Genomic DNA, 25023 nt, shown 5'->3' on the forward strand with positions numbered 1-25023 from the left:
AGGCCCTCAGGCCCGGGCGCTGTACGGGCAGCCGTGAGCTCGCAAGGCGGCCGCCGCGGGCTCCGTCACCGCAGGCTCCGCCGCCGCGGGCTCCTCCCGCCCTGCCGGCGCCGCGCGTACGGCGCTCGACGGCTCCCGCCGTTTCAGGATCATGCGCATCCCGTTCACCGGCTGCAGCGAGATGAAGCCGCGGCAACGCGGGTCGAAGCCGGGGACCAGCCGGAGCCGATAACGCTGCAGCGCCATCGCGACCATGATCTTGCCCTCCAGCTGCCCCATGAACTCGCCCAGGCAGATCCGCTGGCCGGCGCCGAAGGGGATGAAGGCGAGCTTGTCGTCCGCGCTCCGCCGGTGGTTCGCGAAGCGCTCGGGCTTGAACTCCAGCGGATCGCTCCAGAACTCCGGGTGCCTGTGCGTGACCCACGGGACGATGGCCACCGTCGATCCCGCGGCGACATGGTAACCGCCGAGGACGTCGTCCTCCAGCGGGCTGCGGAGGATGAACGGCACGGAGGGCAGGAGCCGGAGGCACTCGTTGAAGACCATGGTGAGGTAAGGCATCGACTCGATGTCCCTGGCCGTCGGAGACCGGCCGCCGAGGACGCGATCGATCTCGTCGGTGAGGCGGGCGCACACCTCGGGGTGCTGCGCGATCTGGTACAGCGCCCACGAGGCGGTGACGCTCGATGTCTCGTGCCCGACCATCAGGATGGTCTTGATCTCGTCCCGCAGCTGCGCGCGGTCCATCTTGGCGCCGGTCTCGGGGTCGACGGAGTTCATGAGGCGGACGAGCACGTTGTCCTCGCCGCCCGCGCCGCGCTGGTAGCCGTCGATGATGCCGTCGATCACGGTGTGCACGCGGTCCATGGCCCGGCGGAAGCGCAGGTGGCTGGGCAGCGGCCAGGACAGGGGCGGGTTGACCAGCGAGTACATCCGCTTCAGCGCGATCGAGAGCGCATATTTGAACGCCTCGCGGACGGTGTCCGTGTGGGCCTCTAGCGCGGCGCCGAAGAACGCCTCGCCCGCGATACCGAACGTCACGTCCATCATGTCGTCGTTGATGTCCCGCTCGAACTCGCCCGGCTGGGCGTCCCAGCGCCGCAGCACGGCGTCCATGTGGTCGACGATGAGGGGGACGAACTTGAGCGTGTTGGCGTGGTTGAACTGGGGCTGCACGTGCCTGCGCTGGCGCCGCCAGAGCTCGCCCTCGCTGTTCACGAGGCCCCAGCCCAGCACGGGCGCGAGCTCGTGGTAGCGCTTCCCCTTGGGGTAGTTCCGGGCGTTCGTGCGAAGGACGTGCGCGATGTCGTTCGGGTGAAACGCCATGACGAAGTCCTCGGCCCCGGGCGCCCGCAGGCGCACGACGTCGCCATAGCGCGCGAAGAGGTCCTCGTAATGACGCATGTTACCGGTCCTGAAATTCGCCAGGTACCGCAGGCTGGCGAGCGGGCCAGGGCCCGGGGGCTGCCGATCGAGAGTGGCACTCATGATTCCTCCTTCTTCGCGAGCTCCAAGGAAGCTGACGTGAGCTGTTCCGCGCGGCCCCGCGCCGGGCGCACCCCGGCGCCGGTCACCGTCATCGCCGCGGTCAGATGCACAGCGAGCCTCCGCCGTCGACGGTGAGCGTCGCGCCGTTGATCCTCCGCGCCCCGTCCGAGAGCAGCAGCAGGACGGCCTCGGCGACGTCGTCCTCGGTGCAGAGCCGGCCGCCCGGCGTGCGCGACTCCCAGTACGGGAGGATCCGCTCGTGATCCGGGTAGTTGCTCGTCACATGGCCGTAGATCGGCCCGGCGGAGACGCAGTTGACCTGCACGTTGCGCGGGGCGAGCTCGACGGCGAGCGCGCGCGTGAGCGACTCCACCGCCGCCTTCACGGCGCCCATGGCGCCGAAGTGCTCGAGGTACCTCGACGAGCCGTTCGACGAGAGCGCGACGATCCGACCACCGCCGTGGCGCTCCATCAGGCGCGCCGCGCGCATGGCGCACAGGTGGTAGCCGATGACGTTCGTGCGGAAGGCCAGCTCCCAGTGCTCCGGGGTCGTCTGCTCGAGGGGGCCGAAGCGGCCGTTCGACGCGTTGCTGACGAAGTGGTCCAGCTCGCCGACGTCGCGCGCGATCGCGTCGAAGAGCCTGTCGATGTGCGCGGGGTTGGCGACCGAGCCCCAGACGTGCACCGCGTCGCCGCCGGCCCCGCGGATCTCGTCGGCGACCGCCTCGCCGTCGTCCCGCGAGTGGAAGCTGTTGACGACGACCCGCGCGCCGGCGCGCCCGAGCTTCGCGGCGATGGCGCGGCCCAGCCCGCGGCTCGATCCGGTCACGAGGACCGTCTTGCCCGCGAGCGCCACCCCGGGGGCAGGGAGCGCCCGCTGCGCCGCGGGGGCCAGAGGGGCGCGCGCCGCGGTGACCTGCGCGGGCGGCGCGGATTCGACGAGGCGCGCGAGATCGCCGACCGTGCGGGCCTCGTCGAGCGCCACCTCGAGCGCGCCCGGCTGGGCGCCGCGCTGCCAGAGGAGCGCGCGGAGCTCGTCGCGGCGGCGGCGGTCGACCCCGAGGTCCTCCTCGAGCCGCGCGTCGGGGACGAGCAGATCGACCGGGTGGCGGGTCGCGTCCGCGAGCGCCTGGACCACGACGTGGAGCGCCTCGCCCGCGTGGCCATTGGCGTGCCTTCCGGCCTCCACGTGGCCATTGGCGTGCCTTCCGGCTTCCACATGACCATTGGCGTGCCCTTCAGCTTCCACGTGGCCATTGGCGTGCGCTCTGGCCTCGACATGGCCATTGGCGTGGTTTCCGGTCTCCACGTGACCATGGGCGTGCTCTCCGGCCTCCGCGCTGGCCGCGATCGTTCGCGACAGGAACTCGCTGACGCGTGCCACCGTGCGCAGCTCGTCGGGCGCCGCCTTGAGGGCGTTCGGGAGACCGAAATCCGCGCGCAGCGTCGCGAGGATCTCGCCGCGCTTCACGGAGTCGATGCCGAGGTCCTGCTCCAGATCGGCGTCGGCGACGACGACCGCGTCGGGGTAGCGCGTCATGCGCACGAAGACGGAGCGAACATGGTCGAGGAGATCATGAGATTGCATCGTCGAAACCTCGTATTTGGTAAGTGCCATTCATCCGAGAGCGGCGACCGGCGGGACCGGGACGGCCGCGACGAGCGCGAACGCACCGGTCAGCACGGCCCGGCCGAAGAACTGCCCGCCCCGCGCGCCGAGCGCGAAGGAGCGGACCGAGAGCTGCGCGAGGCGCGCGCCCCCCGGCGGGAACGCGACGTCGATGTCCTGGAACGAGAACCGCGCCGGCAGCGCGAGCGCCCCCGTCTTGTAGAGCGCCTCCTTGGCGCTCCAGAGCAACGTCTCGAGGGCGGCGCGCGGGGCGCCCGCCGCGGCGCCCCGCGCGAGGCCCTCGCGCTCGCGCGGGGTGAAGTGCTCGTCGGCGAAGCTCGCCGCGCGCGCCTCGACCCGCTCGACGTCGACGCCGACCGCGCGCGCCGTGGTGACCGCGGCCGCCGCGAGCTCGCCCGCGTGCGAGAGCGACAGCGCGAACGCGCCGTCCTCGAAGCGCGGGCGACGGCCGCACGGCCCCGTCACCGCGCAGGCGAGGTAGTCGGCGCGCGGGTGCGCCTCGAGCGAGGCCGCGTCCAGCGCGACCAGCGGCGCGCCGCGGCCGGCGGCGAGCTCGAGGCGCAGCCACTTCGCCGCGACGCGCGCGCACGCGGACTGCGCCCGCCGGGCCGCGACGCGCTGCGCGGCGCACGCGCGGCGCTCGCCGGCCGTCAGGTAGGGCTCGAGGCGCGCCGCGGCCTCGGCGTCCGCCCGCGCGACCGCGATCGCGAGCGGCGGCGTCACGGCGCCCCCAGCGTCAGCGTCGCCTGCGCCGCCGGGCGGGCGTCCGCCGCCACGCGCCCCACGACGCGCCCCTCGAGCCCCTCGACCTCCAGAAGCACGCCGCCCGAGGGGTCGAGCGCCTGCGCCCACGCGCCGAGGACGCGGTCGCCCGCCGCGGCCGGGACCGTGGCGACGAGCCGGATGGGGACGCCCGCGTCGCGGAGCGCGAGGTCGTTGGCCGCCGTCCCGAAGCGGATCCGGTCGACGCCGCCCGCGGCGCACACCGGGAACGCGCCCGCCTCGTCGCGGCGCAGGGTGCCCAGCGACAGGAGCGCGTCGAGCAGCAGGAACGGCGTGGCGGCCCCGCGCTGCCCTGCGAGGGCGCCGTCGGTCGTGAGGCGGAACCGGGCCTCCTTGAGCGCGGCCCCGAGCACGAAGGTGCCGAGGTGATCGAACCAGCCCGCGTGCCGGACCGGCGAGCCAGGGTTCGCGTAGGGGTCGCGGACCAGGGGCCCGTCGACCCGGCCGACGTGCCGCGGAGCCAGGCCGTCGCGCCCGACGTGGAGCGGGCCGAGCTCGACCACGCAGGTCGCGAAGACCACGCCGGCGCGGAGGGTCACGCCCGACCGGTGGACGAAGTCGCCGCGCACCTCGACGGCGCACGCGACGCGGCCGCCGGCGAGGCGCTCGCGGCGGATCGTCGCCGCGCGCACGTCGCGCGGCGCGTCGTCGGCGAGGCGCAGGAACTCGAGGAAGCGCACGTCGCGGACCTCGCGGACGAGCGCGCCGCCGCCCGAGGTCGCGAGCGCGTGCCGGACGGCCAGGTCGACGAGGAGCGCCCCGGCAGCGACGGCGCTCGAGCGCGCCCGGTGGTCGGAGAGCCACGGATCGACGCGTGTATCGAGCGTCCACGCGCTCGCGGACGCGCCGTCCGCCGCGACCACCGCATCCGACGCATCCGCCGCGACGATGCGGGGGGCGAAGCGCTCGATCTCGCCGTCGCTGAGCAGGACCTGGGCCGCGCCGGCGGGCGGCTCGGCGACGAGGTCGAGGAAGATCTGCCTCCCCTCCTCCGGCTCGACGCCCCGGAGCCCGCGCGCCGCGCCGAGCGCGCTGTACTCGGACCCGGCGGTCATACCGACGCCGTTCCAGCCGAGCCACGCGATGCTCGACCACGGACCCGCGCCCGCCTCGGCGGCGAAGTACGCCGCCGCGCGGTTCATCGCCTCGTTCGCCGCGCCGTAGTCCGGCTGCCCGTCGTTGCCGAGCACGCTGAACGCCGACGTGACGAGGTGGACGTGCGGGCGCGCGTCGGGCACGTGGCGCGCGAGGGCGCGGCGGAGGTGGGCGAGGCCGGCGAGCTTCGTGTCGACGATCCGCTCGAACAGATCGAGCGGCTTCGACGTGAGCCGGCTCGACACCTGGATGCCGGCGCCGTGCACGACCAGATCGACCCGGCCGTACGCCGCCGCGACCGCCGCGACGGCGCGGTCGACGTCCTCGCCGCGCGTCACGTCGACGGCGTGGTAGTCGACGACGCGACCACCGGCGCCCCCGGCGCGCAGCTGGGCGAGGACCCGGTGCGCCTCGCGCGCCGCGCGGAGGCGCGCGTAGCGGTCGCGCAGGACGCCCATCCGCAGGCCCGGGCTCGCGCGCAGGGCCTCGGCATAGAAGTCCCGCTCGTACGCGTCGAACGCCGCGTCGGTCATCGCGAGCGCGCGGGCCGGAGCGTCCTCCAGCCGCGAGCGGCCGAGGAGCACGGCGCGGCAGCCGAAGCGGTCGAGCAGGCCCTCGACGAGCTCCGCCGTGATGCCGCGCGCGCCGCCCGTGACGAGCACGACCGAATCGGCGCCGAGCTGCGGCACGGCGCGCGCGCGCGGCCTCGCGGAGGCGCGGGCGAGCTGCACGGTGTGCCGCGCGCCGCCGAGATCGACCACCTCCTCGGGAACGGCGGGCCGGGCGCGCCGCCACTCCTCGGAGAGCGCGCCGAGCGCGGCCGCGACGTCGCGCGCGTCGGTGTGGACGACGCGCACGTCGCCGCCCGGGAGCTCGCGTGCCAGGGACTTCACGAAGCCGCCGACCGCGCCGCTCACCGGCGCGAGCCGCCCGTGGAGGTCCACGGCGGAGGCGACGACGGCGGCGAAGGCCACCTCGCCGCGCGCGATGGCGCCGTAATAGCGGCGCGCAGCGCCGAACAGCGCGCGCAGCGCCGGCCTGTACGAGCCCGGCGCGCCGTCGACGAACGCGAGCGCGTCCGTGGCGCGGGTGAGCACGACGACCGCATCGACGTCATCGGGGGCCAGGGCCGCGAACGACGCGCCGAGCCGCGCCTCGTCACGGGCGTCGAGTGAGGGCGCACCGCCGGACGCCTCGGCCCCAGGCGCCGCGAGGTCGCGCGGGATCCCGGGCTCCGCGGTGCCGGACGCCTCCTCGACGACGAGCGCGAGGACGCGCGCGCGCTCCTCGTCGGAGCAGGCGGCGCGCCGCACCTCCGCGGCGAGCGCCGCGTCGGTGCAGACGTAGAGGACGCGGGACGGGACGCGCGCCGCCGGCCCCGTCGCCGGCGCGGGGGCGATCTCGGGGACGAAGCCGTGGATCGGCGTGCCCGTCGCGAAGCCCGAGGCCGCTCGCGCCGGCGCGACCGTCGCGGCCTCGGGAGGCGTGACCTGGACGGCGCGGGGATCGGACGGCCAGCGCACCAGCGCGGCGCCGTGCGCGCGCGCGCCGCGGATCGCCGCGTGGAGCTCGACGGCGCCCTCGGCCCCGCGCAGCCGCGCGCTCGATCCGCCGACCGCGAGCTCGCGGGCCGAGGGGCCCCGCCCCGCCGCGCCGGCGGCGCCCTCCGCCGCGCCGGCGACGAGGTGCAGGCGAGCGAGCACCGGCCAGGCGTGGCGCGCGGCGGTGTCCTCGGTGCACAGCGCGACGAGCAGCGCCGCCTCGCCGACCGGCCGCGGGTCACAGGTAGCGGACGCGCCCCGCGCGACGTCGTCGCTGAAGGCGTTGACGGCCCCCGCGAGCACGACGTCGCAGTCCTCGTCGAGCACGAGATCGGCGGCCGCGAGCGCGTCGAGCAGCGAGGTCGCCGAGGTGTCGACGACGAAGTTCGGCCCGCGCAGGCCGAAGACGTTGGCGACGCGCCCGGAGATGACGTTGGGCATGTTGCCCGGCTGCGTGTACGGCCCCGTCGCGGGCGATCCCGCGCGGAGCGCGTCGGCCGTCGCGGAGGCCAGCGCGGGGCTGACGCCGCGCGCCCGGAGCGCCCGCGCCACGCGGTCGGCGAAGATGCGCTCGTTGGCGCGCGCGCCGCGGCGCGTCTTGCCCTCGTGGCCGACGACGACGCCGATGCGCTCGCAGAGCTCGCGCGCGGGCAGCGCCGCGAGCGCCTCCTCCGCGGCCATCGCGGCGAGCAGCTGCGTCGGGTCCATCGCCTCGAGGGCGTCCGGGAGGACCGGCGCGCGGGCCGGCAGCCGGAGCGCGCCCTCGTCGAACGCGAGGACGTCCGACGGGGCGCCCGCGGTCGCGCCGCCTGTCGCTGGGAACACGGACCCGAGCCCGACGACGCACAGCGCGCGGCTTCCTCCGCGCGGGCGCGCGCGCGGGGGGTGGCGCTCGGGGCGGTGCTCCTCGACGACGAGGTGCGCGTTGGTGCCGCCGAAGCCGAAGCTGTCGAGCGCCGCGCGCAGCGGGGCTCCGCCCTCGGCGATCCAGGGGGCGGCCGCCGTCGGGATGGCGAACGGCGAGCGCGCCAGATCGATGCGCGCGCTCGGCGCCTGGAACCCGTGCTGCGGGAAGAGCGTGCGCTCCCGGATCGCGAGCACGACCTTGATGAGCGACGCGACGCCCGCGGTCCAGCCCGTGTGGCCGAGCAGCGACTTGACGCTGCCCAGGGTGATGCGCGGGGCGCCGGCGTCGCTCGCGAACACCTCGGCGAGCGCCTGGAACTCGGTGGCGTCGCCGACGGGCGTCGCCGTGGCGTGCGCCTCGACGTACTGGACGCTCCGCGCCTCGACGCCGGCCCGCGCGTGGGCGCGCCGCATCGCCAGGGCCTGCCCGCGGCGCTGCGGCACCGTCACCGACGGGCTCGGGCCGTCGCTCGACAGGCCGCTGCCCAGGAGCACGGCGTCGACGCGATCGCCCCGCGATCGGGCGTCGTCGAGCCGCTCGAGCACGACGACCGCGGCGCCCTCGCCGAACACGACGCCGTCGGCGGACGCATCGAAGGGGCGGCTGCCGGTCGCGGAGAGCCCGCCGAACTGCGAGAACTGGCACGCGTTCGTCGGGCCGGGCTGGTAGGCGCCGCCGGCGATCACGACGTCGGCGAGGCCGCGGCGAAGCATCGCGGCGCCCAGATGCACCGCGTGCATCGACGACGCGCAGGCCGCGTCGACGAGGACGGTGCGCGCGCCCTCCCCCACCACGTCGCGCACGACGCGCGCGAGCGGCTCGAGGTGGCCGCGGCACGCCGCGCGCCGACCGGCGTCGAGCCCGAGCTCGGCCGCCAGCGCGCCCGCCACGGCGGCGCGGGCCGCCTCGTCCGCGGCGGCGCCGTCGAGCGCGCGCTCGACGCCGAGCAGCAGCGTGGCCTCGTCGTGCTCGATCGAGCCGTCGGCCGTGGACCCGAGGAGGCATACGATCCGCAGGGGCGCGCCGCCGCGGAGCGCGGCCGCGTGCGATCGGGCCTCGGCGAGCGCGCACGCCAGCATGCGGGCCGTCTTGGGCAGCCGCTCGAGTGCGCGCGTGTCGTAGCCGGTCTGCTCGGCGTACGGGCCGAGGGCGTCGACCGTGCCGACCAGCAGGCTGTAGGTCTTGTCGGCGGCGCGGCCGCGGTTCAGGAAGTCGGTCGCGAGCTCCGGGTGTCGCTCGCCGGTGTCGGCGATCCCGCACGTGCCCGCGAGCAGCTGCGCGAGGTAGGCGTCGACGCCGCCGGCCCCCGGCAGCACCGCGCCCATGCCCACGATCGCGATCGGCGTCGCATCCGCAGCGGCGGCGGCGGCCTCACGCGGGCTCCCGGCGGCGGGGCTCGCGGAGCTCGCGGCGGCGGCGGGGCTCGCGGCCTCGCGCGGGCGGCGGCCGTCCGGCTCCTCCTCCGGGCGCGGCGCGACCGCCGTGAGCGCGCGCCCCGCGGCGCGCAGCGCGTCGATCACGCGCCGGTGCTCGGCCACGACGTCTTCTCCGGCGCGGAACGCCGAGATCACGCGCAGATCGGGCCCGGGCGGCGCGCTCCGCCGCGCGAGCGCGGTCAGGGCGCCGCCGCCGCCGCACTCGACGAAGGTGCGGACCCCCGCCGCGTGGAGGTCGCGCACGGCCGCCTCGAAGTCGAGCGGCGTCACGAGGTGCATCGGGAGCAGGCGCGCGGGCGCGAGCGGGCCGTCGCCGTAGTGGACGCGATCGATCGGCGAGTACGTGGCCAGCGCGGGCCGCGCCGCGCCGGCGCGCGCGAGGGCGCTCGCGAACGGACCGACCGCCGGCGCGAGCAGCGGCGAGTGGAAGGCGTAGCGGCTCGCGAGCACCGTCGCGCGAACGCCGGCGCCGGTGAGCCGCCGCTCGAGCGCCGCGATGCCGTCCGCCGTGCCCGACGCGACCGCCTGATCGGCCGCGTTCACCACCGCGACGAACACGTCGTCCCGGCCGAGCGCATGCACCTCGTCGCGCAGGCGCTCCGCGCCGGTGTGGGCGGCGAGCATGCGGCCGGGCGGCGCGCCGCGGAGGGCGAGCACCCGGCGGCACACGACCTCGGCGGCCGTCGCGAGGGGAAACGCGCCGCCCGCGGCCAGCGCGGCGATCTCCCCGAGGCTGTGCCCCGCCACGACGTCCGGCTCGAGCCCGGCGGACCGGAGCAACGCGACGGCGACGTGGTCCTGGACGAGGATCCCGAGCTGATCGAGATCGGCGCACGCCTCCAGGGCGGCCCGCGCCTCCGCCTCGCCCGCGGTCACGAGCGCCGCGAGCGAGGCGCCGAGCAGCTCGCGCGCCGCGGGCTCGGCCGCGGCGACGGCCTCGCGCGCGGCGTCAAAGCGCGCGTGGAGCGCTCGCAGGAGCCGGAGGTCGAACGAGCCTTGGCCCGGCAGGAGCAGCGCGATCTTGCCGGCGACGCCGCCGCCCTCCCGCGCGGCCTCCCCGGAGCGCCCCTGCGCGGCTTCCCCGCCCGCCGCGGCCTCCGCATCCCACCGCGCCCTGTGCGGGCGCGCCTCGTGGAGCGGCCCCCGCGCGACCTCGGCGGCGTGCCGGAGCAGGCGCTCGGGGAAGAGCTCGCGCAGCGCGGAGCCGCCGCGCAGGCAGAGCTCGACGAAGCGCTGGTGCGGCGCGCGCTCGTCGAGGGCCCCGACGTGCGCCGTCACCGACCTGGGCAGCGGCGCGAGCTCGTCGCTCGCCGCGGAGACGGCGACGATGCGCTGGTAGCCGCACGCCACGGGCTCACCGTCGAAGCGGACCGTGCGGAAGTAGCCGTACGCGCTCGAGCGCGTCACGGCGCCGAGGCTCATGAAGATCGCGACGCGCTCGCCGACGCGCACCGGCGCGAGGTTCCGGCTGTACCCCTCGGTGGTGAGCAGCCGGATCGCGGCGCGATCCTCCTCGTGCGGGAGCGTGCCGTCCGCGGCCTCGGCGAAGTAGAGCGTCTCGCGCGCGATGCACTGGAAGCGGAAGTTCGTGAGGTAGTGATGGCTGCCATAAGCCATGCTGTCCTCGAACTTCACGCAGTACGGAACGACGAAGAACTCGCCCATAGATCCTCTCCACGCAGCCCGCCCGCGCGCGGCGTCGACGCACGCCTGGCACCGCGTGCCAGCCGATGGTTCGTGCGCTCCTCACCGCTGCGCCGCTCGGGCCGTTCTAATAAGTGTACCTACACGTAAATGCTCGGAGCGCGCCGCGGGCCCATGGCCCCGGCCGCGCGGGTGATGCCGCGATGCTCGCCTCGGCGCCGCCATGGCCCTGGCGACTGCTGACCGATCGATCGATCGATCGGCCAGCGCGCGCCGGGGCCGCCAGGACCGCCGACGCCGAGCAGGCGTCGTGCGGACGAGGCGGATCCACGCCGTCGAGGACGAGATAGGTGTAGCTACACCTGAACGGATGTCAAGCCGCGATCCTGGCCGCGATTTGACGGACCTGGTCGAAACAGTGTAGATACACTGGTGACCGATTTTGCCCGCGCCGCCCAGATCATCGCGAGCCAGTGCGCCCTCGTGCGCGTCCGCCGCGCGTCGCGCGCGCTGACGCGGCTCTACGACGACAGCCTGCGCGCTGCGGGGCTCCAGGCGACGCAGCTCACGATGCTCGCCGCGGTCGCGACGTGCGGCGACGAGGGCGTGCAGCTCAGCGCGCTCGCGGACGGGCTCGTCATGGATCGCACGACGCTCACGAGGAACCTCGTGCCGCTCGAGAAGGCGGGCCTGCTCCGCGTGGCGCGGGCGCCCGGCGACGCGCGCGTCCGCATCATCTCCCTGACGCGCCAGGGAGAGCGCGCGATCGAGGCGGCGTTCCCGCTGTGGGAGCGGACGCAGAAGCATGTCCGCGAGCAGCTCGGCGAGAGCAGGGCCGACGCGCTCCGCGAGGAGCTCGGCCGCGTCGTGGCCCTGGCCACGCGGCCCGTGAAGGCGGCGGCACCCGAGCGGACGAAGCAGAGGGCGCCGACGCAGCGGAAGGCGCGGGCGGGCAAGCGCAGAGCGAAGTGAGATGGAGCGCGCGGTCGGGCTCGTCGGCGCGGCCACTTGGTGTACGCTCCGGCCTGATCGAGGCGCACCCCCATGAACGCGAGCGACCGACGCGCCCCCGGACCGAGCGCCGGCGAGGCCATCACGGGCCTCCTGCACGCCGCCCAGGAGGGCCGGAAGGACGCCACAGACGCCCTCCTCCGCGCCGTCTATGCCGAGCTCAAGACGATCGCCCTGGCCCGCGTCCGCCACCTCCGCGCCGGGCAGACCCTCGGCCCCACCGCGCTCGTCCACGAGGCGTACGAGAAGCTCTTCCGGGACGGCGAGGCCCGCTTCCAGAGCCGCGCCCATTTCTTCGGCGCCGCCTCCCAGGCCATGCGCGATCTCCTCGTCGATTACGCGCGCCACAAGGCCGCCCGGAAGCGGGGCGGCGATCAGGTGCGCGTCCCCGAGGAGGACCTCCACGAGCTGCCCCTCTCGCTCGATCTCCCCGTCGAGGACGTCCTCGCCCTCGACGAGGCCCTGCGCAAGATGAGCCAGGAGCACCCGCGCAAGGCCGAGATCGTGATGCTGCGCTACTTCGCGGGCCTGACCGAGGACGAGATCGCCGAGCTCTCGGGCGTGACGACGCGCACGGTCGAGCGCGACTGGCGCTTCGCCAAGGCGTGGCTCTACCGGGCGCTCCACGGCGGAGATGAGCCCGCCCCTTGATCCGAGCGAGGTAGAGGCGCTCTTCGAGGCGGCGCTCGATGAGCGCCACGAGCGCCGCCGGGCGTTCCTGGAGGCGCGGTGCGCGGGCCGCCCGGAGCTCCTCCGGGAGGTGTGGAGCCTGCTCCGGAGCGACGGCGCCCGGCCGGACGGGTTCTTGAAGGGCGCCGCCGTCGCCCTCCCCGGCCGCGACGAATCGCTGAGCCCCGGCGCGCGCATCGGGCGGTTCACGGTGCTCGCCAAGGCCGGCCAGGGCGGGATGGGCGTCGTCTATGCGGCCTACGACGCGGAGCTCGACCGCCGCGTCGCCCTCAAGCTCATCGCGCCGGGGAGGTTCGAGCCCGACGACCGGGCCCGCCTCGTGCGCGAGGCGCAGGTGATGGCCAGGCTCTCGCACCCGAACGTCGTCCCCATCTACGAGATCGGCGAGCACGAGCGGGGCGTGTTCGTGGCGATGGAGTTCGTCGACGGCCGGACGCTCCGCGACCTGCGCGGCGAGCAGCCCCGCGCGTGGGAGGCCGCGCTCGCCGCGGGGATCCAGGCGGGCCGCGGCCTCGCGGCGGCGCACCAGGAGGGGCTCGTCCACCGCGACGTCAAGCCGGACAACATCCTGATCGGCAAGGACGGCCGTGCGCGCATCGCCGATTTCGGGCTCGCGCGCCTCCACGTCGAGGAGGACCGGCCCCTCTCCAGCGAAGGCCCCGAAGCCGAGATCGCCGGGGAGGACGCGCTCCACGCGCCGCTCACGGCCGGGAGCGCGTTCATGGGGACGCCGGCGTACATGGCCCCCGAGCAGGCCGAGCGAAAGCCGGCGACGGCGAGGAGCGATCAGTGGAGCTTCTGCGCCACGCTCTACGAGGCGCTCTACGGGGAGCCGCCGTTCGAGGGCGAGGACGTCCGAGCGCGGCTCGACGGGGCGCGGCGCGATCTCCTGAGGCCGGCGCCGGCCGGCTCGAAGGTGCCCGCGCGGGTCCGGGGCGCGCTCGCGCGCGGGCTCCGTGCGCGGCCCGAGGAGCGGTGGCCGAGGCTCGACGATCTGCTGGGCGTCCTCGCCGACGAGCTGGCGAGGAGCTCCGAGTTCGATCTCACGGTCTCCAGGCGCGAGCGCATCCGCTTCGGCCTCCTGATCGGCGCCCTCGGCGTCGTGATGGCGACGGTGGGTATCGGCCGCGTCGTCCCGGTTGTCCGCCCCGTGGACCTCTTCGCCATGGGCTGCGTCACGGCGCTCGCGGGGCTCACGCTGCTCCGGGTCTTCCGCCGCCCTCTCTCGAAGAGCGCGGTGAACCGGCGGATCGGCCACGTGGTGAAGGTGCTGCTCGTCGCGATGCTCCTTCACCGGGCGCTCGCCGTGATCACGGACGAGCCCGTGGAGCGCGCGCTCGCGACGAACCTGCTCCTCTTCGCGGCCGTCCACGCGACCGCCGCGCCGAGCCTGCCGAGGGCGAGCTGGCTAGCCGCCGCGCTCTGCGCGGCGTGCGCGGCGGCCGCCGCGGTCTTCCCGGAGCACGCCGCCGCGATCTACGTCACGGGCGTGCTGGGCTCGCTGACGATCGCCATCGTGGTGTGGCACCTCGAGTAGCGCGCTGTCGCCTGTCGCTGATCGATTCACGGCGTCCGGCGCGCGCTGGAATCCAACGAGACGATCGTCGGCCGAGCGCCTGACCCCGCTAGGGGCCCGCGATGAAGCTGTCCTGGTAGCCCGGGTCCTCGACCGCGAGCGCGGCCGCGGTGGCCGAGAGCGGGCGGATCGTGTCGAGCATGACCGCGAGCTCGCTCGTCTCGCGGGCCCCGAGGCTCGCCTCGTACGCGCCTGGGTGCGGCCCGTGCGGGACGCCGGCCGGATGGTGCGAGATGCTGCCGGGGCCGACGCCGCGGCGCGAGGTGAAGTTGCCGCGGCAATAGAACAGAAACTCGTCGCAATCGACCGACGCGTGGGGGTACGGACAGGGGATCGCCTCCGGGTGGAAGTCGGTCGGGCGCGGCACGAAGCTGCAGACGAGGGCGCCGCGCGCGGCGAACGTCCCGTGCCAGTCCGGAGGCAGGTGCACGAGCCCGACGCGCGCCTGGAAGCGCTGGATCGGGAACGCGAACGGGTACACCGCCCCGTCCCAGCCGACGACGTCGAGCGGCGAGCGCTCGAGGGCGAAGCCGTGGAAGGCGCCGCCGCGCTTCACGACGAGCGCGCGGACGCCCTCGTCGAGGGGGCCGACGAACGTGGGCCGCCGGAAATCACGGTGCGAGTACGGCGCGTCCATCCGCAGCTGGCCGACCTCGTTGCGCCACTTGCGCGGGAGGTGGATGTCAGCGGCCTCGATCGAGAGCCACCGCTGGGGCGCGGCGTCCGGGAGGAAGCGGTAGAAGAGCCCCTTCGGGATGACGACGTAGTCGTCCTGCTCGAAGCGGAGATCGCCGAGCATCGTGCGCAGGACGCCGCCCCCGTGGAAGATGAAGAACAGCTCGTCGGCGTCCGCGTTCGCGAAGTACACCGGATCGGCCGCGTCCGGCTGGACGAGCCCGATCACCACGTCGTCGTTGAAGAGCAGCGGCACGCGGCAGTCGACGGCGGGCCCGCCCCGCCGCGGCAGATCCTGCGACCGGTAGTGCCGCTTCGCCAGCGGGCGCGCCGGCGCGGCGACCGGCAGCGTGAAGCCGTGCGCGGCCTCCGCGACCCGGTGCTCGTGCGGCCGGCGCTCGTGGTAGGCGATCGTGTAGGGGCCGTCGAAGCCCGCCCGCGTCAGGCACTCCTCGTAGCGGAGATCCCCCGCCTCGCTGCGCAGGGCGATGTGGTGCTTGGGCGGGACGATCCCGGCGACGACGCGATCGAGCATCAGCCGTGCCCCCCTGCCTTCTGCTGCCGCTCGATGCTCTCGAACAGCGCCCGGAAATTGCCGGCGCCGAAGCCGCGATCCCCCTTGCGCTGGATGAGCTCGAAGAAGAACGGCCCGGCGTCGGGATCGCGGTGCGTGCCCGACGACTCCTTGAGGAAGATCTGGAGGAGGTACGACCTCGCGCCGTCGCCGTCGACGAGCACCTCGAGCTCGCGCAGCGCCGCCGCGTCCTCGTCGATCTGCCCGATGCCGAGCCGCTGCAGGCGCTCGGGCAGCATGTCGTAATAGGCGGCCGGGGTCGGCATGAACTCCACGCCCCGGCCGCGCATCGCGCGCACGGCGGTGAGGATGTCCTCCACGGCGAGCGCCACGTGCTGCACCCCGTCGCCGCGGTGCTCCTCGTTGAAGACGTTGATCTGCGAGCTCTTGAAGTGCGGCCGGTAAGGCTCGTTGTTCGCGAACTTCACGCCCGAGGCCGGGTCCCACATCACGGCCGAGCGCAGGCCCGAGCCGTGAGTGGCGTCCTTCGCGACGTCGTTCGTGTGGAACGCGATCTGCCAGAACGGCTCGAGCCCGAGCACGTGCTCCATCCAGAGCAGGGCGGGCGCCATCGTCTGGAAGTTCGAGGTGATGTGATCGAACCGGGCGATCCCGAAGCGGTTCTCACCGCCGCGCGGCGCGTCGTAGGCCACGCAGCCGGGGAACAGCGCCCGGTAGCCGCGCCGCTCCACGAAGCGAAAGGTGGTGTCGCCGAACGGCGTCGTGATCGAGAACGAGGCGAAGGTGCCGCCTGCCTCCGTCACCCGATGGACCTCGTCGATCGGCGTGCCCCCGCGGCCGTCGAGCAGCCGGAAGGCGCGGTCGATGTCCTCCACCTCGAAGATGACCGTGCCCACCCCGTCGGGGTGCTTGCGCAGGTAGCGCCACGCGCGCCCGCCCTCGCCGATCGGCTGCGAGCAGACGACGACGCACTCGCCGGCCTGGAAGACGACCGACTGCTGCGCCGCCGCCGCGGTGAGCTCCGGCGAGCTCGCGGCGATCTCCTGGAAATCGAGCTTCTCCGTGTAGAACCTGCGGCTCCGCTCCAGGTCGCGCACGTAGTAGTGCAGCGCCTCCACGCGCTTGATGCCGATCGACTCCACCTTGGCGCTCATCCGGGTACCACCCGCTGCGCGATGCGCCCGAACAGGCTCTCTCCCGCGCGATTCAGCATCTCGATCATGATCGTGTCTCCTGGCTTCATGAAAGGCGTCGTGGCCGCGCCGCGCGCGAGGATCTCGAGCATGCGCTTCTCGGCCAGGCACGACACGCCGCGCGCCGGATCCCGGTTCGAGACGGTGCCGCTGCCGAGGAGCGTCCCCGCCGTGAAGCCGCGGGTCCGGGCGATGTGCTCGATGAGCTCGAAGAACGAGAAGTGCATCTCCGGGCCGGCCTCGGGATCACCGATGAGCGCGCCGTTGTAGGTCGAGCGGAGCCGCAGGTGGACGCGCCCGTCGCGGAGCGCGTCCCCGAGCTCGTCGGGCGTGATCGCGAACGGCGAGAACGCGGTGGCGGGCTTGGAGCAGAAGAACCCGAACCCCTTCGCGAGCTCGGCGGGCACGAGGTTGCGCAGCGTCACGTCGTTGGCCAGCAGGAAGAGGCGGATGTGCCGGTGGGCCTCTTCACGGCGCGTGCCCTGCGGGGTGTCGCCGAGGACGGCGCAGACCTCGGCCTCGAAATCGAGGCCCCAGGCCTCGTCGCGCAGGACGATGTCGTCGGTCGGGCCGAGGAGGACGCCGGAGCCGCCCTGGTACACAAGCGGATCGGTCGTCAGCGTCTCGGGGGGCTCGGCGCCGCGCGCCTTGCGCACCAGCACGATGTGGTGGATGTACGCGGAGCCGTCGACCCACTCGTACGCGCGGGGCAGCGGCGCGGCGAGATCTTCCACGACGAGCGGGGTCACCGCCGCGCCGCCACGCTCGATATCGTCGGCGATGCGGCGGAGCGCGGGCTCGGCGCGCTCCCAGTCGTCGAGCGCGGCCTGGAGCGTGGGGAGGGCGGCGCCGGCGGGCGCGTAGGCGAGGCCGTCGCGACGGACGACGACGAGCGTGCCATCGCGGCCGGGGCCGCGGAGAGAGGCGAGCCTCATGCGCGTGCGAGCTCCATGGAGGTGATTGCGACGATTTCGTACCCGATCCCACTGGCTCGCGGCATAGGCATACGCGCCTATGCCGCGGATCGTGGGCGCGAAACCCCATCGTCTTGGGGATCACTTTTGCAGCTGGACGCCGAGAAACAGGGCGTTCCCTTTCGCCCCCGACAGATCGCTTCTTTGATAGCCGAGCGCGACACGCGCGGCGTGGCCCTCGATGATGTAGCCCATCTGGGCATCGATGAGCAGATAGGAGTCGGCGTTCTTCGGCTTCGCTTGTTGCAGCCGGACCAGAGGCTGCAACTTCCCGACGCCGACGTTGCTCGGCGTGAGGTAGCTCGCGAGCGCAAAATAAGAATAGTCGAACCTCTCGAAGTCGCCGAAGTACTTGTAGAATGCGCCCTCGAGCGTGATGGTGCCCGCCGCGCCGAGGTTCTTCTCGAACAGGAGGTCGGCGTTGACCTCGCCGTAGGTGTCCTTGCGTGGGATGCCTGCGGGCTCGCCCGTCGCAGGGGGCGGCAGCGATTCGACAGAACCTTCCTTCTGCACCTCACCTGCCACGCCGAGCGCGAGGATGCTCTTCTCCCCGAGGTACGTGGCCTTCTGGTAATAGGCTGGCTCCGGGTCGAGCAAGCTCAAGTTGAGCCTCGCCGTGTAAAGCGGGCTCACCGAAGAGTCATGCAGGTTGAAAGCCCCCACGTAATACTTGAACAGGCCGCCCGCCGCCTTGCCCCAGGTGGTCACCCCATCGTTGCGCCCGAAAGGCCCCTGTCTCGGCCCGATCGGCGGCGCATAGGGCTCGAAGAATCCGGGATAGTTCCACGGCCCCATCGACCACGGCCCGGAGAAGGCAGAGCGATCCGACGGCACGATCATTCGACCGATCCAGACGTTCAGCAGATCATGAAACTGGAACTTGGCGATGGCGTCTCGGATGGTCGCGCTGCCCGTGATGTTGCCCCCTGTCGGGGTCGGCCCGAACTGAGCGACGATCGCGCCCTGCAGGCCGATGAATCGGTTGATCTCGCCTGAAAACGAGAGATCCAGCTCTCCGTCCCCGAGCAGCCGGTCCATCTTCTCGCGCGCGCCGGGGTTCTGTAAGCGACCTCCGACGCGGGCCCAGGCCGCGACGCTGATCGGCTTCTTCCATGGCTCCTTCTCCGCCGGCGGTGCCGTCGAAGCTGGATCAGGCCCGGCAGCGCTCTGCGGCGCCGGCGCGCCGGCGTGGGCTTCCGCAGGAGGCGCTGGCGCCGCGCTTGCGTCTGCAGCGGGGGCCGCATTCGGCGGAGCCTCGCCCGTGGGCGCCGGCGGCGCCTCGGGCGGCGGTTGTGCCCGTGCCGAGCGATGGAAGGAAGTGATGCCGAGGATGACGGCCAAGAACCCTGCGCCGACATCGCCCCGGCGTCTCGCCGCTCTCGTCTGTGTGCTCATGCGTTCTCCGTGTCAGGCCATCCGAGGCCTTGAAGATCTCAGCCGCGCTCGCGCCCCCTAGCCGATCTCGTACACCGTGAGCCGCACCCGGTCGGCCAGCCGCTCGCCCACGGACAGGGCCAGCACGGCGTTCAGCCGCAGGAGCCCCGGCGCCGAGGTGCGCATACGGATGGCGGTGCGGAAGTAGTAGAGCCCGGGGTCCACGGCCTCGCCGCGCCCGAGCGCCGCCAGCACCTCCGGCGGCCCGGCGCGGACGCCTTCGGAGAGGATCTCCACTGTCCCATGGCCGGCGATGTCGAGGATGTAATGGGCGGAGATGTCCATCCGCCCGTCGGCCCAGATCGTCTGCCAGTCGCCGCCCGGCAGCACCCGCCCCTCGAGGCCGCCAGCCACCGTGCCGCCGACAATCGGGATGAAGCGCCGGCCGGGCGAGCTCGGAGTGACGGTGACCGGCGGGTCCACCGCCACCTCGAGCGTCATCAGAGGGATGAGGGGAGGGCTCACGCGCGGGGCTCCGAGGCGCGCTTCAGGCCGGTCAGCACCTTGTAGCGGGCCGCGATGGCCTCCAGCTCGCCCGGGGCGAAGACGTCCTCGATACGGTCGAATCCGTCGGGCGCGCGGTCCTGGGTGATCTGCATGCACTGCTCCGGACCGTTGCCGCGATTGGCCGCGACGATGGCGGCGGTGGCGGGCAGGCGCTCGGCCTCGTAAGCGGCCAGCGCTTCCACGGGATCGGCATGGGCGGCGAGCGCGCGGACCAGGGCGCGGGCGTCCAGGATGGCCTGGCTCGCCCCGTTGGAGCCGATCGGATACATCGGATGGGCGGCGTCCCCCAGCAGCGTCATGCGCCCATGGCTCCAGCGAGGCAGCGGATCGCGGTCGACCAGCGGGAACTCGTAGATCGCCTCGGCGTTCCGGATCAGGCCGGGCACATCCAGCCAGTCGAAGCGCCAGGCCTCGAACCTGGGCAGGAAGTCGGCGGGATCGCCCCGCCGGTTCCAGTCCTCCCGTCGCAGGCTCTCGGCGATGGCGAGCTCGGCGATCCAGTTGATCGTCTGGCGGCCGTCCGGCCCCGGTGGGGAGATGGGATAAGCGACGAACTTCTGGTCCTGATGCCCGGCCATGATCATGCTGGCGCCGGTGAGGAACGGCATCGCCAGGCTGGTCGCCCGCCACAGGATGCGGCCGCCATAGACCGGCGGCCCCTCGTCCGGATAGAGGCCGGCGCGCGCCGCCGAATGGATGCCGTCGGCGCAGATCAGGAGATCGGCTGGAACCGTCCAGGCCACGCCCTCGCGGTTGAGGAAGCGCGCCACGATGCGGCCCTCGCCCTCTTCGTGGGCCAGGAGGCGCCGGTCGCAGATCACCCGGCCTGTGCCCAGCCGCTCGACGGCGGCGTCGAACAGCACGCCTTGCAGGGCGCCGCGGTGCAGGGAGATCTGCGGCGCGGCGTGACCCGCGAAGCGGCCGCGCGGCTCGCCCCAGATGCGCTGGCCGAAGCGGTTGAAATAGACAAGCTCGCGGGTCGCCACCCCGTGGGCCATCAAGGCCTCGACCAGGCCCAGCTCATCCAGCACCTCGGCGGCGTGGGGCAGGAGGTTGATGCCGACCCCGAGCGGCAGGATGGTGGGCACGGCCTCGAACACCGTCACCTCATGGCCCGAGGCGTGTAACGCCAGAGCCGCGGCCAGGCCGCCGATCCCGGCGCCCGCGACGATTACCTGCATGAGTCCTCCCGCAGACATGCGGCTCGACGCCGCACCTCGTTGAAGCCGCCGCCAAGCGGGCGAAGCGCGCGACGAACAGCACCGCCAGCGCCAGCAGCAGCCAGTCCTCTCGATCGATCCAGCGGGCGGCGCCCCTCGGGACCGCGCAGGCCGAAGGCCCCGCCGCCCGGATGGCGCCCGGCGCGCGGCCGGGCGCGGATCGCCTCCGCCCTTTCCTCACTCACCGGCATAACGTCCACGAATGGTCATCACCGCCGCGGCAACCCCGGCCGACAGGACCACTGGCACCATGGCCATGGCCACGCCCGCGGGACCCCAGCCCTGCCCCAGCAGGTGCCCCGCCACCAGCGGCCCGCCGATGGAACCCAGCCGGCCGGCGGCGATGGAGGCGCCGGTGGCCAGCCCACGCGCCCGCGCCGGGTAATAGAGCGGGATGACGCCATAGAGCGAATATTGCGCGCCCAGCAAGAAGAAGCCGGCCAGGCCGGCCAGCACCAGCACCGGCGGCAGGCTGTCGGCCCCCGCCAGGCCGAACAGCGACAGGGCCAGGGCGGGATAGGCCGCGATGATGGGAAGGCGCGGCCCGAGCCGATCCACCAGCATGCCGATGACCCAGCAGCCGATGACGCTGCCAACATTGAAGGCGAAGGCGGCGCCAGCACCCCCGACTCCGCCCAGGCCCTTGGCGGCGACCAGCGACGGCAGCCAGTTCAGCAGCAGATACAGCACCAGCAGCGTCAGGCCGAAGGTGAACCAGGCCAGCAGCGTGACCAGCAGCCGGCCATCGCCGAACAGCGCCTGTCCCCCGCCCGGCGGCTGGGCGCCGCTGGCCGCTGCGGTGCGGCTGTCGGGCATCAGCCGCGCCATGACCGGCAGCAGCAGCAGCGGCAGCACGCCGCCGGCCAGGAAGATGCTCTGCCAGCCGAACCGCGCCAGAAAGCCGGCCGCGAACAGCGCCGCCAGCGCGCCGCCGGCCGGCATGCCGCTGAACATCAACGTGGTGGTGCGGGTCCGCCGGTCGGGCGGGGCGATCTCCAGGGCGACGGCCACCAGGGTGGGCATCGCCGCCCCCAGCCCTGTCCCGGCCAGGAGCCGGTAGAGGCCCAGCGACACCGGCCCTCCCGCCACCACGGTGGCCAGCGTGAACAGGCCGAAAACGCCGACGGCCAGCATCAGCAGCGGCTTCCGGCCCATGCGGTCGGCCATCCAGCCGCCGGCCAGCGCGCCGCAGACCAGCCCGGCCATACCGGCCCCGAACACGACGCCCGCCTGCCCTGGCGTCAGGCCCAGGGCGGGGATCAGCAGGGGGGCGGCCACGCCGACCGCCTGGATGTCGAACCCTTCCAGCAGCGCGATCAGGAAGCACAGCGACAGCGTGACGGCGCCGCGCGGCGCGTGAGGGGGCGATGCGCCCATGAGGAAACCTCCCGTTTCGTTCCCGTTGCCCGGGATGGTTGCAGCCGGCGGCAGCCGAACCGATGCGGTGTTTGAACGTAGCTGGTGGAGCGTGACGGACCCGGTGATGCAACGACTTCGTACCCGAGCCCTCGGGCTCGAGGCATAGGCATACCCGCCTATGCCTCGAGGCGAGCCGTTGTCAGGCGACAGGATTTTTGCTGCCGCGATGGGGGTCGGGGCGGGAGGCGGGCGCGGTGGCTGCAGGATCGTTGACGCGCATCCTCGTCGAGAGCGTGGAGCGGTGCTCTCTCGATCCGCTCTCGCTCTTGCGCCGACGCGCGGCCAACAGCCCGCTCTGGCCGATGGCCTTCATGGTGAGGAAAACAGCGCAAGTGACCTGACGAGCTCGGCGACGAGGAAAGGAACAGAGGGACGAATCACACAGTGTGCGGGTGCATGGGCGGGCAATGCCAGGACGCCTGCCGCGCGTGCCACGGCGCGCGGTGGTCCAGGTGGCGCAGCGCCGGCAGCGGCCGTTGTCCGGCGGTTCACGGAACCGCGCCCGGGCTGAGCTCGACCAGCGGCTCCGCTGCCTGTGGATGCGTCATGGGGTCACCGAGGCCGCCACCCTGAGGAGCTCTTGATCTACGCTCCTCCCGATGCCAAGCGACGCTCCTGCTGATCTCTGCTCGCTCGCCTTCACCTGCAGCGTCGACCCGCTGCTCTTGCTCGATGAAAGCGGTCGGATCCTGGCGCTGAACCCCGCCGCCGAGCGCCTCTCCTCCACTCCCGGGTCGGCGGCGCGGGGGAGGCCCGTCGATGAGGTCCTGCGGCCCGATGCGCCCCTCGGCGCGCTGCTCGAGCAGGTGCTCCGCGATCGCGCCCCGCGCGCCCTGCCGCCCGACTTCACGCTCCACCTCGCGAACGAGCGCGCCGTCCTCGCCGAAGGCAGCCTCAGCCCGCTCGTCGACCCTGCGGGCGCGTGCGCCGCCGTGCTCCTCGCGCTGCGCGACGTGACCGAGCAACGCCGGGCCGAGCGGGCGGCGTGCGATCAAGGAGCGCGCCTGCGCGCGGCCGTCGAGGCGCTCGACGTCGGCTTCGTCATCTACGATGCCGAGGAGCGGCTCCGCTTCTTCAACGCGGCGTACAAATCGCTCTACCCCGAATGTGCCGCCGCCATTCAGATGGGCAATACGTTCGAAGATGTCGTCCGCGAGGGCTGCCGGCACGGGATCCACCTCCACAGCGGCCTCGGCGAAGAGGAGTGGGTCGCCGCTCGCCTCGCGGAGCATCGCCGCCCCGGGGACGTCTTCGTGCGGCGGTTCGGGGACCGCTGGATCACCCTCAAGAGCGGGCGCCTCCCCGACGGCAGCTTCGTCGGCCTGCGGATCGACACCACCGCGCTCAAGGAGGCAGAGCTCGCCCTCGAGCGCGAGCGGCAGTTCATCCGCCTCGTGCTCGACACCATCCCGATCGTCGTCACGGTCAAGGATCGGGACGGCAAGATGAAGCTCGTCAGCAAGAGCTACGCCGAGCTGTACAACACCACGGTGGAGGGCGCGGTGGGAAAGACCGTTGACGATCTGCCGCGCTCCCACGCCGAGCTCTCCGTCATCGGCGAGATGGACCGGGAGGTGCTCGCGCGCATGCAGCCGGTCTCGAGGGTTCACCCCGTCACGCGCCCGGACAGCAAGACGCGGTGGATGTCCGTCGTCAAGGTGCCTCTCGTCGAGCAGGACGGCACGGCGCACATCCTCGCCATTGGAACGGACATCACGGCGCAGCGGGAGCACGAGGAGCACATGACCGCCACCATCGCCGAGCTCGAGCGGCAGAAGCACGCCATCGCCGGTCAGCTCGCGGTCATCCAGCGCCAGCAGGCGCTCATCCGCGCCCTGTCCACGCCCATCCTCCAGGTCGCCCAGGGCGTGCTCGCCGTGCCCCTCATCGGCGCGCTCGACGACGCCCGCGCGGCCGACGTCACCAGCAAGCTCCTCGACGAGGTCGTGCGCACAGGCGCTCGCTTCGCCATCATCGACGTCACCGGCATCGAGAGCGTCGACGCCGCGACGGCCGACCACCTCGTCCGCATCGTCCGCGCGATCCGCCTGCTCGGCGCGAGCGGCATCCTCACCGGCATCGGGCCCGCCGTCGCCCAATCCATGTGTGGCATCGGGGTCGACCTCTCCGGCGTCACCACACACGGCAACCTCCGCGCCGGCATCGAGGTCTGCCTCCGCGCGCTGCCCGGCCTTCGCTGAGCGATGCAGGCGTTTCCCGTCCTCCGCGAGGGCGACGAGGAAAGGAGCGCGGCTTGGTGCGCCGGGCGCGTTCCCGCTGAAGGGGATCACCCTGGGGAGCGCCCGCCGTTGCATCCTCTACTGCAAGAAGATGGTGACCGAACCGTCGTAGGCGATCGTGCCGCTCGGGAACTGACCGGACGCGCTTCGCGCGTGATCGCGGCAGTTCTCGAAGCTCCCATCGCTGCGCGGCTTGTCGCACGTGTCGCCGCAATTTCCGACGACTTTGACGACGCAGTCGTCCAGCGATGGCCCGCACACCCGCTGGATCGAGGTCTGCTCGGGTGACACGCAAGCAAAGTAAAGAGGCGGATTGGCGAAGATATTGCCATAGTATGCCCCTTCGCGCGTCGCGTACGCCGTCCGCTCCGCCGAGTCGGAGGACAGCTCGCATTTGTTCCCTCTCATCGAGATGGGGGTCGGGATCCCGAGGTAATTGACCCTGGATAGTACGCACGCGGACACCCATGCCTTGCACGCATTGTCGCAGGAGCCGCCCGTATCGCCCCAATTCTTGTGAAGACCGATCCCGCCATCGAATCCATAAACCACGCCGTCGACATCGATATCGAAGTGCGCCCCCCTCGGCAGGGCGCAGCTCACCACGTACTTGAGCAGCTGGCGCGCGAGCGGATCCCGGAGCGCGCTCCTGGTGAGCGCGTTCGACGTCAGCGCGTTCGACGTCAGCGCGTTCGATGTCAGCGCGTTCGATGTCAGCGCGTTCGATGTCAGCGCGTTCGACGTCAGCGCGTTCGACGTCAGCGCGTTGTCGACGACAACCGCCTGCTCCGCGGCGTCGACATCGTAGTCCTCCCCCTCCGGCACGCCCACGCAAGCGGCCAGCGACGTCACCATGGCAGTACACAGAACTAGCACGCTTCGAACCATCATGAACAACACCCCCTTGATCATCTTATGTCCTCATGAACCTCCATGGAATTGACTTGTTGGACTAACCACGTATCCGGGCAAAGTTGGAACGAACACCAGGGCGCGCCTGAGTCACGCATCGCGGACGGCTCACC

At 73.2% G+C, this 25023-nt stretch carries 17 protein-coding genes; 4 read left to right on the forward strand and 13 right to left on the reverse strand.

Annotated features, from left to right (window positions below):
- Nucleotides 1-6: 6 nt before the first annotated feature.
- The 4 genes from WMF39_RS26670 to WMF39_RS26685 form a co-directional block, all read right to left on the reverse strand.
- Complete coding sequence (locus tag WMF39_RS26670) at nt 7-1488, reverse strand: cytochrome P450 (protein WP_437739300.1); 1482 nt, start codon at nt 1486-1488, stop codon at nt 7-9.
- A 100-nt stretch (nt 1489-1588) separates the two neighbouring features.
- The gene (locus WMF39_RS26675; RefSeq protein WP_437739301.1) at nt 1589-3076 is read right to left on the reverse strand and encodes an SDR family oxidoreductase; all 1488 of its coding nucleotides are present in this window, start codon (nt 3074-3076) and stop codon (nt 1589-1591) included.
- Nucleotides 3077-3106: 30 nt separating this feature from the next.
- Entirely contained in the window at nt 3107-3841 is a 735-nt protein-coding gene (locus tag WMF39_RS26680) for a 4'-phosphopantetheinyl transferase family protein (protein WP_437739302.1), read from the reverse strand.
- On the reverse strand, nt 3838-10545 hold the full coding sequence (locus WMF39_RS26685; protein WP_437739303.1) for an SDR family NAD(P)-dependent oxidoreductase: 6708 nt from the start codon (nt 10543-10545) through the stop codon (nt 3838-3840). Before WMF39_RS26685 ends, WMF39_RS26680 begins: the two co-directional genes overlap by 4 nt.
- A gap of 411 nt (nt 10546-10956) precedes the next feature.
- Here WMF39_RS26685 and WMF39_RS26690 point away from each other — a divergent pair, with 411 nt between their 5' ends.
- From WMF39_RS26690 to WMF39_RS26700, 3 genes are all read left to right on the forward strand, one after another.
- A complete protein-coding gene (locus WMF39_RS26690; protein ID WP_437739304.1) occupies nt 10957-11496 on the forward strand; it encodes a MarR family winged helix-turn-helix transcriptional regulator in 540 nt (179 codons plus the stop codon).
- Nucleotides 11497-11568: 72 nt separating this feature from the next.
- Nucleotides 11569-12186 (forward strand): ECF-type sigma factor, encoded by a 618-nt coding sequence (locus tag WMF39_RS26695; RefSeq protein WP_437739305.1) that lies wholly within the window; start codon nt 11569-11571, stop codon nt 12184-12186.
- Complete coding sequence (locus tag WMF39_RS26700; protein WP_437739306.1) at nt 12170-13762, forward strand: serine/threonine-protein kinase; 1593 nt, start codon at nt 12170-12172, stop codon at nt 13760-13762. The genes WMF39_RS26695 and WMF39_RS26700 overlap by 17 nt, the downstream gene beginning before the upstream one ends.
- An 88-nt stretch (nt 13763-13850) precedes the next feature.
- Here the strand turns inward: WMF39_RS26700 and WMF39_RS26705 are convergent, their stop codons facing one another.
- From WMF39_RS26705 to WMF39_RS26740, 8 genes are all read right to left on the reverse strand, one after another.
- Nucleotides 13851-15011, reverse strand: coding sequence for a homogentisate 1,2-dioxygenase (locus WMF39_RS26705; protein ID WP_437739307.1), 1161 nt, complete (start codon nt 15009-15011; stop codon nt 13851-13853).
- Nucleotides 15011-16165 (reverse strand): 4-hydroxyphenylpyruvate dioxygenase family protein, encoded by a 1155-nt coding sequence (locus WMF39_RS26710; protein WP_437739308.1) that lies wholly within the window; start codon nt 16163-16165, stop codon nt 15011-15013. Before WMF39_RS26710 ends, WMF39_RS26705 begins: the two co-directional genes overlap by 1 nt.
- Complete coding sequence (locus WMF39_RS26715; RefSeq protein WP_437739309.1) at nt 16162-17139, reverse strand: fumarylacetoacetate hydrolase family protein; 978 nt, start codon at nt 17137-17139, stop codon at nt 16162-16164. Before WMF39_RS26715 ends, WMF39_RS26710 begins: the two co-directional genes overlap by 4 nt.
- A 120-nt stretch (nt 17140-17259) precedes the next feature.
- On the reverse strand, nt 17260-18216 hold the full coding sequence (locus WMF39_RS26720; protein ID WP_437739310.1) for a hypothetical protein: 957 nt from the start codon (nt 18214-18216) through the stop codon (nt 17260-17262).
- Nucleotides 18217-18630: 414 nt separating this feature from the next.
- On the reverse strand, nt 18631-19077 hold the full coding sequence (locus WMF39_RS26725; RefSeq protein WP_437739311.1) for a DUF3237 family protein: 447 nt from the start codon (nt 19075-19077) through the stop codon (nt 18631-18633).
- On the reverse strand, nt 19074-20300 hold the full coding sequence (locus WMF39_RS26730; protein ID WP_437739312.1) for a flavin-dependent oxidoreductase: 1227 nt from the start codon (nt 20298-20300) through the stop codon (nt 19074-19076). Before WMF39_RS26730 ends, WMF39_RS26725 begins: the two co-directional genes overlap by 4 nt.
- A 216-nt stretch (nt 20301-20516) precedes the next feature.
- A complete protein-coding gene (locus WMF39_RS26735) occupies nt 20517-21716 on the reverse strand; it encodes an MFS transporter (protein ID WP_437739313.1) in 1200 nt (399 codons plus the stop codon).
- A gap of 181 nt (nt 21717-21897) precedes the next feature.
- Nucleotides 21898-22071 carry a hypothetical protein gene (locus WMF39_RS26740; RefSeq protein WP_437739314.1) on the reverse strand — a complete coding sequence of 58 codons (174 nt, stop codon included), beginning with the start codon at nt 22069-22071 and terminating at the stop codon, nt 21898-21900.
- A 286-nt stretch (nt 22072-22357) separates the two neighbouring features.
- Between WMF39_RS26740 and WMF39_RS26745 the strand changes: the two genes are divergently transcribed.
- Nucleotides 22358-23959, forward strand: a complete 1602-nt coding sequence (locus WMF39_RS26745) for a PAS domain-containing protein (RefSeq protein ID WP_437739315.1) — start codon at nt 22358-22360, stop codon at nt 23957-23959.
- Nucleotides 23960-24076: 117 nt separating this feature from the next.
- Here WMF39_RS26745 and WMF39_RS26750 read toward each other — a convergent pair whose 3' ends face one another.
- On the reverse strand, nt 24077-24910 hold the full coding sequence (locus WMF39_RS26750; RefSeq protein ID WP_437739316.1) for a hypothetical protein: 834 nt from the start codon (nt 24908-24910) through the stop codon (nt 24077-24079).
- Nucleotides 24911-25023: the final 113 nt, after the last annotated feature.

The sequence above is a fragment of the Sorangium sp. So ce1504 genome (assembly GCF_051521635.1).
GTDB classification, from domain to species: Bacteria; Myxococcota_A; Polyangia; order Polyangiales; family Polyangiaceae; genus Sorangium; species Sorangium cellulosum_B.